The organism is Anaerovorax odorimutans DSM 5092, from assembly GCF_000426305.1.
GTDB classification, from domain to species: Bacteria; Bacillota; Clostridia; order Peptostreptococcales; family Anaerovoracaceae; genus Anaerovorax; species Anaerovorax odorimutans.
This window is the reverse complement of the sequence record NZ_AUFC01000005.1, coordinates 117635-129609: the sequence shown is the minus strand read 5'-3', so window position 1 is coordinate 129609 and position 11975 is coordinate 117635. Positions and strand designations below refer to the sequence as shown.

The window sequence follows — 11975 nt, the reverse complement described above, 5'->3', positions numbered from 1 at the left end:
TAATGAAGTATATTTTACAGGAGTGTATAACAGATATAATTGATAATAGAGGAAAAAATCCTAAGAATTATTACTTGAAAGAAAAGCATCCTGTTATTGATAATTATTTAATAAAAGGTGATTTATACCCTAATTTAAATGAGGTAAAGCGTTATATTGATGAAGTAACATATCTCAAGTTTTTGAGAACATATCTAGAAAAAGATGATGTATTGATGACACTTGTAGGAAATGGAATTGCCAACGTTTCATTGGCTCCGTCTAAAACAGTAGTAATAATTCAGAATACAATCGCATTTAGAACAGATAAAAGTAAATTACTTCAAAGATATTTATATTATTATTTAAAAAATATTTATCAGGAGTTATTAAATTTTAATCGAGGAAGCTCACAGCCAAGTATTAAAAAAACTGATATATTAGCAATGGAAATAAATATACCAGATATTCAAACTCAACAAAAAACTGTTAATATTTTATCATCGTTAGATGAAAAAATAGAATTAAATAATAAACTAAATGATAATTTAGAGCAGCTCATAGTAAATTTGTTTAATATGAAATTTGCTGATTATGAAAAGAGTGGAAAAATATCAGAAATATGTGAACGTGTTTATAGTGGTGGAACCCCTTCTACAAAGAAACAAGAGTTTTGGAATGGAGAACTAAATTGGCTTTCTTCGGGAGAAACAAGAGATAGATTTATAATAGGCACTGAAAAGTATATTACTCAACTGGGAGCAGATAATTCATCAACAAAATTAGCCCATAAATATGATGTTGTTATAGCTTCAGCAGGTCAAGGTTTTACGAGAGGGCAGACTTCTTTGTTGTTACTAGACACTTATATCAATCAATCGGTAATTGCAATAACAGGAACATTAAGTGCTCAAATTTATGTTTTTGCTAATTTGATTCAACGATATAAGGAAATGCGAATCTTATCTGATGGAACTAGTACTCGTGGAAGTTTAACTACAAAAATTATTTCTGGAATGGATATTTATATCCCAACTCAAGCTGAGCTAGATGAATTTTTAGAAATAGCATTACCAATTATTAACCAAATTGAATTGTTGTCTAGAGAACAAAAGGCATTAGTAGATATAAGAGATTGTTTATTACCTAAATTAATGTTAGGGGATATGGACATATCAGAAATAGAATTAGAAGTTTAGTAAACAAAATTGGGATTTGATGATTGGTTAGGTTTGGACTAGTTGGAATAATGAGAAACTAAATTAGTCTGTAATGTAGACGGGAGGTATTATGAGCACGAAAGTATTTGTTAGTTATAGTTGGGATAGCATGGAGCATGAAGAATGGGTCTTAGGTTTAGTTGCTGATTTAAGAAGAGCAGGAATTAGTGCCACTTTGGATAAAGCTATCACTCAATCTGGAACTGTAAATCTAGACAGGATGATGATTGAAGGATTTAAAGATAATGATAAAGTTGTCATGGTATTAACTGAAAAATATGCAGAAAAGGCAGATCAGAATCTTGGAGGAGTTGGTTTTGAAACTCTCCTTAGTATTCCTATCTTAAAAAGCAATTCAGACAAGCTAATCTTTATAAGTAGGCATAAAAGTAGTATTTCTGTTACCTTGCCATTTCACTTGAAGAGTTATTATTCGATAGATTTTTCTGATGATGGATTATACTTTGACAAGATATCTGAGTTGATTTACAAGATTAGAGAAGTTAATATGCACGAACTACCACCAGTTGCAGAAGTGCCTGAGCTAATCCCAAAGAGAGTTAAAGGAAATCTAGAAAGAGCTAGAGAAGCATTAATACCTAATCTAGCAGAGTATAACAAAACTGACAAAGAAGGATTCTTAGCTACTAAAATGCAGGAAATATGGAATGTGTTTACTCAATTATCAAAAATGACTAAGGGGAAAAATTCGAATTTTTCTTTTGATGTTATTGTAGATACTCCTACTGAAAAAATGATATATTTTTATATTAATCGAGACATCAAAACGGGCATTCATATGAGGTTACATGATATGTTTGGGAGTACTACTCAAATAGTGTTGTCATATGGAACTCGCTTTACACAAGGGAGTTCAAATAGTTTTAATGAAATGATTAGTTGTGAAGTTAATTCAAGTAATGAACTAGAGCTATCTGGACTTACAATGGCATTTAGTGGTAGAAAATCAAAAGAACCAAAAGAAATAGCTGAGACAATATGGAAAGATAATGTCGTTCAAGGATTAAAGTATTAAGAAGGTTGAGTTATTAGCATTAAAGTTTACTGTCGAAATCTATAAAATATAATTTCAGAACTGCAGTTTAGCCAAGTACAGCGAACCCTACCAGAAATAGGCAAATTGGGATATGATGATTCGTTCTGCTTTCGACTAGGATAATAATATAAAGCTGATGAAAGCAATTTGTGGAGAGAACAAGTATGGAAATAGAATGGTTTAAACGATTCGTTGATTTATACTTTAATGGAGATTATAAATGTGCGTATCAATTGAAATATAATAATATCCCTTCAAAATTATATAAATTTCAACCTTTTGAAGAAAATAGAGTATCAATGGTTTTAAATAATAAGTTATGGTTTTCTCTACCAAAAGATATGAATGATCCATTTGATAGTAGAGGTGTTTATTGGGACTTTCAAGAAATAGAGGATTTTTTGAAATCTTATTTATCTGAAGAAAAGATTAAGCAATACGATTCTATTAATGATATTGTTAATGGTTCTATATCTTCTATGCGGGACAATATTAAAATCACTTGTTTTTCTGAAGAACTCTATAGTATGCCTATGTGGGCTCATTATGCTAAAAATCATACAGGTTTTTGCGTTGAGTATGATTTCACTATTTTAGATTATGATAATACACTTGTAAAAGGCCTATTTCCCGTTGGTTATGAGACAAAACGCTATAATATAACAAACCTTTTTAAAATGGCATTTAGCAGTAAATACGACATGAGAATTAAACTCCTTTTCTTTCTGATGAACTTAAAGCATAGTAGTTGGTCTTATGAAAAGGAATGGAGAATTATTTCTACAAGGGAAACAGATCAAGAGCCATTTATAGCAGGACTAGATAACTGCCCAGTAAAGCCAATAGCAATTTATTTAGGGATAAATTTTGATAAAAGTAAAATTAATGATGTGAAGGATAAGTTTGAAAATATAAATATTCCTATTTATAAGTTGAGAACCTCTAACTCAAAATTCTTTGATTTGGAGTTACATGAATTATAAATATTAAGAGCCTTTTTAATGCTTAGCCGTTATATTTTAACTTAGCTATAAGATATCAAGTAAAATTGGAACTAATAAATACATAAGGAGGATTTATGAAAGAATTTGTTGAGGACTTAAAATCTGGAATAAAGTACAAGGTAAACTATAAATATGAAAAAAATGTAGTATGGGCAAGTATATTTGTTAATGGGCAAGAAATCAGAAAACATGGTGATAGCGAAGAAACGGCTCTTTGGGCATTAGAACAAGCAATATACCAAACACTGTATTTTAGACTATAGTAAGTTAAAATTGGGATTTGATGATTCGCTCAGGTTTAATTATAACAATAATGATATGTTCAGCATGGTGTGATCTATTATAAAAAGTACAGCTAAATTTATAAAGAAGGTAGAATGTAATATAGAAATATAATTTCAGAAGTTCTTATTAATTTTATGTGAAGAAAGGTAAAAGTCATGTTTATACCAACATATGAATCAGTTCTTGATATGAGTCCTACAGACTTTGAAAAGTATTCTTTGCAAGTATTAAATCAGCAAGTAAAAGATTTGAATAATTACAAAATTCAGCATAACAAGATAATAGAAGTTGATGACGGAAATTACCAGATAGATGGGTATATTGAGTTTTGCTTAATGGGAGTAACATACAAAACTATTATTGAGTGTAAACACTATAAATCGAGCATTTCAAGAGAAAAAGTTCAAGTTCTATATGATAAAATTCGTGCTTGCGGTGCAAATAAAGGTATATTAATATCATCTTCAAATTTTCAATCTGGCGCTATTAAATACGCTTCAAAACATGGTATTGCATTAATTCAGCTAACTGATGCAGGTGAACAATATGCAATGCGAGCTCAATTAAATGTAATTATGAATGATCATCGAATACCGTACAACGATGGTTATCCGTATATTGGAGTTATGCAATCAAGTACAGGGGTTGGAATAAACTGTTCTTATCTATCAAGTAAAAACTTATCACTAAAAAAGTATTTAGAAAACTGTAAGTAAACCGCTAAATAACTAAGAACTTTGAATTTCTATATGAGCTTTTAAAAATAGCATTATTGTAGAGGCGGATGAGTATTCATTGTATGAGAAAAGTCATTAGATTCTAGATACAATAAAACTAATTCAAAATCAATCTCCTAATTCATAATGCATAACTGTTATATTTTAACGTGCTTATAAGATAGTAAGCTAAATTGGGATTGTGATTTTTAGGTTTAAACGATAGTCATAATAGAAAATTTAACATTTAATAAAATATGGGGGACATCATGTCAGATAAGTATAATAAACAGAATGGGTATGGTTTTTTAGATAAGAACATAATGAATTGCATTCAAGAAAAAATTGTAAATGAAAATATGATTGAATATAATTTCACAAATAGATTAAATCAATATATATATTCAGTATATGAAGTAATTGCAGATATTTCCAAGCCTAAAGGGGTTATTACTGATTATATTATTGCAAACTATGTGTTAATGCATAAATCATTTGGTTATAAGATAGTAAGCGAAATTGGGATTTGATTAGGCTTGAATTATGTTAGGGAGGAATTATGCAGAAAACAATAACATATTTATATCCAGATGCAATAAATGCAGCAAATTTAAAAATGTACCAAGATCGTACAAATCAAATTAAGGCGTTTTATTTTACGCGAGAAAGTTATAAGCAAGTTTATGAATTACCAAATTCGATGAACTATGCTATCTACTTTCTGTTCAATGACAATGAAGATGAAGACCTTGTTTATGTTGGGCAATCTGTAAACGGTATACAAAGAATTGAAGAACATGTTAGGGCTAAAGACTTTTGGTCATATGCTATTTTATTTGTCACAGACAATAACAGCTTTGATAAGCTGTCAATTGATTATTTGGAGTATGAGTTTATACAACGATTTAAGAAAAGCAGTTATTTATTAACAAATAAAGATTTAAGGCTTAATAAGCCAAATGTTAGTGTTTATGATTTTCCCAATCTTGAAGCATTTATTAATCAAATTGAGTTTCTACTAAGTGCAGAAGGGATTGATATTGACGAGCAAGAGAATGTAGATGAACTAATTAAATACTATTATCCACCAACAAAGCATAATGCTAAATTGTTTATTAAAGACGGTAAATTTATATTAGCGGCAGGAAGCGAAATTAAAAGGCCTCCAGAATCAACGAAAGAATGGAAAGACAAGAGACATTATATTAGAGGAAATTCAGTAATAGATAGTTACTTAGAAAATGAAAAAGAGTTAGATGGAAAGTTTATAACTCAAGTAAATTTGGCATTTAAGTCACCTTCTGCCCCTGCTGATTTGATTACAGGATTATCTGAAAATGGTTGGAAGTTTTTTAAAGGGCTAGATGAGATACGAGGCAAATAAATGGCTTATGTTAGACTTTCCATTATGTTTATTTATACATAGCGGTTATATTTTAATTTGGTTATAAGCTAGTAAGTTAATTTAGGATTAAAACATGAAAGGAGCGTAATTAATGCCATTTACAGAAGATACTTTAGAGCAGGCTTTAATAGAAGAGCTTGAAACCAAAGGTTATGAACATTTATATGCACCAGATATGGAACGTGATTATCATGAAGTGATATTAGAGTCTTACTTTTATGATGCAATGTTTCGTATTAATAAAGGTATTACAATGGATATTGCTGAGGAAGCATATAAACAAATTAAGAATATTGGTTTAGTGAAATTGGCAGATATTAATGCGTCCTTTCATAAAATGCTGATTGAAGGTGTATTGATTCCATATAAAAAAGGTACCGACAATAAAACCTTTCAAGTTAAGCTGATTGATTTTGATAATCCAGAACTTAATGATTTTAAGGTAATCAATCAATATACCATTATTGAATATAAAAATAAAAGACCTGATATTTTGATTTTTATAAATGGAATCCCTATGGTACTTTTTGAACTAAAAAGTGCAGTAAAAGAGGATGCCACAATAGAGAATGCATATAAGCAAGTGAAAAACTATCAATTAGATATACCTAGCTTATTTCAATATAATGCATTTAATGTTATTTCTGATGGTATAAATGCAAGTATGGGAACAATTACTGCTGATTTTACAAGGTATATGACTTGGAAATCTAGAAATGGTGAATCCCCTGAAAAAGAATTTAATCCAATCGGTGTGTTACTAGATGGAGTTTTTGAAAAGAAACGTTTATTGGATATTATTCGTAATTTTATTGTCTTTCAAGATATAGAAGGTAGTACAGTTAAAATTGTAGCAGGATACCATCAATATTTTGCTGTTACAAAAGCAGTAGAACGAACAAAAAAGGCTTTAATGAATAATGATAAAAAAGTGGGTGTTGTGTGGCATACGCAAGGTAGTGGTAAGAGCCTTTCAATGGTATTTTATACTGGAATCATTGTGAGTGATCCAGAGTTTCACAATCCCACTATTGTTGTACTTACGGATAGGAATGATTTGGACAATCAATTATTCTCAACCTTTGTATCTTCATCAAAATTACTTCTAAGGCAGGAACCAAAGCAGGCAAAAGATAGGATAAATTTGAAGGAACTATTATCAGTAAATGCTGGGGGAATCGTCTTCACCACAATTCAGAAATTTGAAGAAGGTTCAGAGGTATTAACTGATCGTAAAAATGTTATATTTCTTGCAGATGAAGCACATCGTTCCCAATATGGGTTAGATGCTAAATTAGATAAAGCAACTGGGGAATGGAAGTATGGATATGCAAAGAATATGAGAGATGCCTTGCCTAATGCAACCTTTATTGGTTTTACAGGAACACCAATTGCTATGGATGATAAATCCACAGTAGAAGTTTTCGGTGATTATATTGACATTTATGATATGACACAGGCAGTTGAAGATGGTGCTACAGTTCCTATTTATTATGAAAACAGAACAGCTAAGTTAAGTTTAGATGAATCTGTTTTAAAACAAATAGATGCTGAATATAAAGCTATGAGTGAGGACGGTCAAACGAAGGCTCAGGCAATAGAAAAATCAAAACAAGATCTATCAACTCTTGAAACAATAATAGGTTCATCACAAAGACTTGATATGCTTGCAGATGATATCATAGCTCATTATGAAGATAGGCAATATGTTCTTACAGGAAAAGCAATGATTGTCTGTATGACCAGAAGAATAGCCATTAATTTATATAAAACTATTCTAAATAAAAGACCAGAATGGAAAGAAAAGGTCAAAGTTGTGTTAACAGAGAGTAACAAGGACAATGAAGAATGGCACGATATGATAGGCAATAAGGAATATAGAAAGCAGCTTGCAATAGAATTTAAGAATATACATAGTGTATTTAAGATCGCAATTGTAGTTGATATGTGGCTTACAGGCTTTGATGTACCGTCTATGACTACAATGTATGTGGACAAGCCTATGAAGGGGCATAATTTAATGCAGGCAATCGCAAGAGTTAATCGTGTATATAAAGATAAGGAAGCAGGATTAATCGTAGACTATATCGGAATGGCTGCTGAATTAAAAAATACGTTAAATCAATATACAAATCGTGATAAAGATAAAGTTCCAGATTTGAGTAAGGCATTAAATATTGCATTAGAAAAGTTGGAAATCATGAGAGACTTCTTTTATGGATTTGATTATAATCCATTCTTCGGATCTTCAAATAAAGCACGTTTAGATATTATCTTAGATGGTGTAGAATATGTTTTAGGACATGAGGAAGAAGAAAAGAAGATTTTCATAAGAGAGGCAACAGCGCTTAGTCAGGCGGAAACCTTATGTAGAAGTATGTTATCTGATGAACTTAAAATGGAAATTGAATATTTTAAGGGAGTTAAAGCAGGAGTATGTAAAGTAACTCCGGGAACAGGTCTTACAACAAATGAAATAAATTCAAGAATAGAGAAAATTTTAGAGCAGGCAATTAAGCAAGAAGGTGTTATTAACATCTTTGAGCAGGCTGGAAAGAAGAATCCAGAAATTTCTATATTGTCTGATGAGTATATGCAGAATATACGAAATATGAAACATAAGAATATTGCTGCTGAAATGTTAAGGAAACTATTAGAAGATAACATAAAAGTTTTTAGTAGAACTGGAGTTGTAAAAGCGGAATTATTTTCTGAAAAGATGAAGCAGGTACTAAAAAAATATAATAATCGTTTGATTACTAGTGCGGAAGTCATTGAACAATTATTAAATTTATCTCAAGAAATGGTGGATTCTTATAATGCTGGGGAAGAAAAAGGATTATCCGTAGAAGAATATGCTTTCTATGATGCACTAGTTGCAGACCCACAAGTCTTAAAGGAAATGCAGGATTCTGTGCTAATAGAAATGGCGCATGAGCTTACAGAAATGATTATAAGGAATAGAACCATTGACTGGGATAAGAAAGAATCTGCGAGAGCGGCTATGCGTGTTATGGTAAAGAGATTACTTAGAAAATACAAGTATCCACCAGAAAAAGCTCAAGGTGCTATAGACACTGTAATTAAGCAGGCTGAATTGATGAGTAGTCAGATGGAAATGTAGGAGAGAGAGAGAAGAAAAAGGGTTGAAAAGAAAGTTGATATTAGCAAAAAATATAGCCATGAAATACAAGATATTAAAAATAAACTTATTCAGTTAGAGCAAATGATTGCTGATTTGATTTTTAAAATCGAGTATGGTAAAGAGTCCCTTAATGATAAATTGTCAAAAACCTTTGGGGGAATAAAGCTTTGATTTCTGTTAATTGGTCTTCGTGTCATGAAAAGTTGGGAAAAGAGGTTAAAGAATATAGATTAGTCATTTATCTAAATAATACCTTTTTATGGTAAAATATTTTATAATAAAATCACTGATGATGAAATTACATAATATCACATTTTATTGCTTCTACAATAATGTAATAAAATTTAAAATATGTATAAAATTTACAGAATATTATTTTTGATGTGGACTATTTTTATTCTTTTTTGTATAATATAACATAATTATTGGATACCAAAGAGTAGGAATGCGTATCATATAAAAGCATTCTAATAAGGAGTATGCTGTATGAAATATCAATATTTTAATTTTATTGATAATGACAGACCAAACGAAATGATAAAAGGGAAACTGACAAAATGGTTTGTAAATGGTGAGTATATAAAAGCAGCAAGACTGAAAGTAAGAGGAATGGATGCATTAGGAATAGAACCAATAATAGAAGTAATTGCATATAAGTTAGGGGTACTTTTAGGGCTTAACATTGCGGAGCAACGATTAGGTGTAGCTAAATTTAAAAAAACCGATAAAGAATATGTGAGTCTAGTTTCTATTTCACCTGATTTTGTAAAGGATAGTGAACTACTTGAACTTAAGGATTTTGCTGAAGTATACGATATCAATGAAAATGTCTCTATAGAAGATTTAATAAAAAACAAGAAGATACCGACAGAAAATGAGAAGTTATGGTCACTTATGATTTTTGATTATATCATTATGAATGAAGATAGGCATAATCAAAATATTGCGTGGATATATAGTGAAGCAGATGAAGGTAGTTTATCTCCAATATATGATAATGGATATTCCATGCTGTATGATGCAGTTCCCAAAATGTGTGAGGATTTCAAGAGAGAAGCTAAAAATTGTGTATGTAATGCAAGTTTCTATAATGACAGATTCTCATATATTGAAACCTATATTCAAAAAATTAAAGAAAGAAATAACTTAGAAGATTTTATAAACTTAGGAATCTCAGAGGAACAACTTGTATATATTGTAGAAGAAGTAAAAATGGAGTATAATAATATTAAGGAAGAGCATAAACTAATGAATAAGGAAGTGCCTAAAGAATGGTGGACATCAGTTGTTCAGTTCTTGAAATGGAGGATAGAATATGTTAGAAAAATATGATTTGTTGTGGAAGGAACAGAAAATTGGGATGATTACGTATAATGCTTCAACAGATCGTTTTGAAGCATTACTCGAAAAAAATGCAAACAACTATCCAAGAAGATTGTTTGGAATTGGTAAAATTAACCATAGGGCAGACGATGCCATGGTGAAGAGATATATTAAAAATACTGTTATTCCAAAAGATAGAGAGAATTTAGATGAAGTACTAAAAGGATTAAACTTGAAGGAATATTCTGAGTGGAATATGTATAAAGCGGTAAATGGAAGAAATGGGAATGACAGATGTACTATAAGACCAGCTAAGCGGTAAGTATAGTATTTTGCTAGAAGTGATAAGATGCTGTCAGCGTTAAAAAGTGAAGCAAGAAATAGTATGCATTTGACTACAACGTCAATCATTTCTACTAAAGTAAGATAAAATAATATAACAAGTCAACCTTATAAAAAGCTTGAAAAATTAACGATACATGAGACTATGTGAAGTAATAAAATTTAATTCCTATATTTCATAACTCAAAGGTCAGAGGTTCAAGTCCTCTTCCTGCAGCCAATGAAATAAAACTCTGAATTCTAAAGGATTCAGAGTTATTTAGTTTTTGCAAAAATGAATAGTTTTTGATTTTAACTGTCAACTTGTAAATTTCTATAGAATGTTTGGTATAACAAAAACGATAAAAGTTCTTTCTTTATAAAATAAAATTTAAAATCATAAGTGTATTATGTCTTTTTATATTAAGCTATAAAATTATTACAATGAAATAAAACTCATTAAAAAAATTTTTATTTTTTTGCAACATTTGCCATTATTTATTTGTATTTAAAGTAGAAAGTTAATTTCAGTGTAAATAGAAAGGAATGTTAAAAAATGAAAAAAGTATTAATTGGAGTCTTATGTGCTACAACTATAATGTCTACCGGAATTATATCTTTTGCTTCTGAGACAAGTAATATTTTAATCTCATCAAATACTGTTGTTCTTGCAGGTCAGCAATCAGTGTTGGAACAGTATAAAATTAAAATAAATGATAAATATGTTGAGTTAGGCAATTGTAAAGTTATCAAAATTAAAGATCAAATAATGGTACCTCTTAGAATTATATCGGAGTCACTAGGATTTAAAGTTACGTGGGATAAAGATAATAAAATGATTCATTTGGATGACGGCATCATGCAGTCTGATATTAGTATTGGTGTTGATAACTATAGTGCTTATAGTAGTAAAGCCATTGGAATGACAAGTCCTGAGAGCCTTGGAGTTGCACCGACAATCGTTAATGGGTGTGGGTATGTACCAGTCAATTATTATAAAACTTTATTGACTGATTCACAATGTGTTAAAATAAATGGGAATGAAATTGCAATTTCTTACAATTCAGTGGACGACGATGTGACGCAGGATTCAACTCAGATTCCTAATCCTTTAGTAGATTATCAAACAATAGATGAGGCACGAAAAGCAGTTGGATTTAACTTTTTTGTACCATCTGATATTCCATCTGAATATCAAATGAAAGATATAATTGTTATAAGCAACGAGCTGGCGGAGATTTTTTACAAGCAGGGAGATAATGAAATTTTATATCGAACAGCTAAAGGTAAAGCAGATATTAGTGGTGATTATAATACTTATTCAAAAACTAATATAATACCAATTGGAGACATGAAAGTTACTATTAAAGGAAATGATGATAATATTAGTTTGGCAACATGGTCAAATGCTGGAATCAGTTTTTCTTTAGCTTTTGATGTTCCTGTTAATCAGAAAACATTAGCTGATATTATAGAAAGTATTAAATAGAAACTTTATTAATAATAAAACTAAGATTTAC

General features: G+C 30.2%; 11 protein-coding genes. All 11 read left to right on the top strand.

Going from position 1 to position 11975, the window contains the following annotated elements:
- Positions 1-2 precede the first annotated feature (2 nt).
- The 11 genes from K292_RS17685 (at position 3) to K292_RS0103700 (ending at position 11944) form a co-directional block, all read left to right on the top strand.
- Positions 3-1178 (top strand): restriction endonuclease subunit S, encoded by a 1176-nt coding sequence (locus tag K292_RS17685; protein ID WP_051280272.1) that lies wholly within the window; start codon positions 3-5, stop codon positions 1176-1178.
- Positions 1179-1269: 91 nt separating this feature from the next.
- Positions 1270-2235, top strand: a complete 966-nt coding sequence (locus tag K292_RS0103745; RefSeq protein ID WP_027398705.1) for a toll/interleukin-1 receptor domain-containing protein — start codon at positions 1270-1272, stop codon at positions 2233-2235.
- Positions 2236-2420: 185 nt separating this feature from the next.
- The gene (locus K292_RS0103740) at positions 2421-3239 is read left to right on the top strand and encodes a DUF2971 domain-containing protein (protein WP_051280270.1); all 819 of its coding nucleotides are present in this window, start codon (positions 2421-2423) and stop codon (positions 3237-3239) included.
- A 95-nt stretch (positions 3240-3334) separates the two neighbouring features.
- Positions 3335-3523, top strand: a complete 189-nt coding sequence (locus K292_RS0103735; RefSeq protein WP_027398703.1) for a hypothetical protein — start codon at positions 3335-3337, stop codon at positions 3521-3523.
- Between the two features lie 177 nt (positions 3524-3700).
- The gene (locus tag K292_RS0103730; RefSeq protein WP_027398702.1) at positions 3701-4261 is read left to right on the top strand and encodes a restriction endonuclease; all 561 of its coding nucleotides are present in this window, start codon (positions 3701-3703) and stop codon (positions 4259-4261) included.
- A gap of 269 nt (positions 4262-4530) precedes the next feature.
- Positions 4531-4791, top strand: coding sequence for a hypothetical protein (locus K292_RS0103725; RefSeq protein ID WP_027398701.1), 261 nt, complete (start codon positions 4531-4533; stop codon positions 4789-4791).
- Between the two features lie 29 nt (positions 4792-4820).
- Positions 4821-5645 (top strand): GIY-YIG nuclease family protein, encoded by an 825-nt coding sequence (locus tag K292_RS0103720; protein WP_027398700.1) that lies wholly within the window; start codon positions 4821-4823, stop codon positions 5643-5645.
- Between the two features lie 112 nt (positions 5646-5757).
- Positions 5758-8790 carry a type I restriction endonuclease subunit R gene (locus K292_RS0103715; protein ID WP_027398699.1) on the top strand — a complete coding sequence of 1011 codons (3033 nt, stop codon included), beginning with the start codon at positions 5758-5760 and terminating at the stop codon, positions 8788-8790.
- Between the two features lie 507 nt (positions 8791-9297).
- Complete coding sequence (locus K292_RS0103710) at positions 9298-10143, top strand: HipA domain-containing protein (protein WP_027398698.1); 846 nt, start codon at positions 9298-9300, stop codon at positions 10141-10143.
- A 28-nt stretch (positions 10144-10171) separates the two neighbouring features.
- Entirely contained in the window at positions 10172-10456 is a 285-nt protein-coding gene (locus K292_RS0103705) for a hypothetical protein (RefSeq protein WP_156900457.1), read from the top strand.
- Positions 10457-11011: 555 nt separating this feature from the next.
- Complete coding sequence (locus K292_RS0103700) at positions 11012-11944, top strand: stalk domain-containing protein (RefSeq protein WP_027398696.1); 933 nt, start codon at positions 11012-11014, stop codon at positions 11942-11944.
- Positions 11945-11975 lie beyond the last annotated feature (31 nt).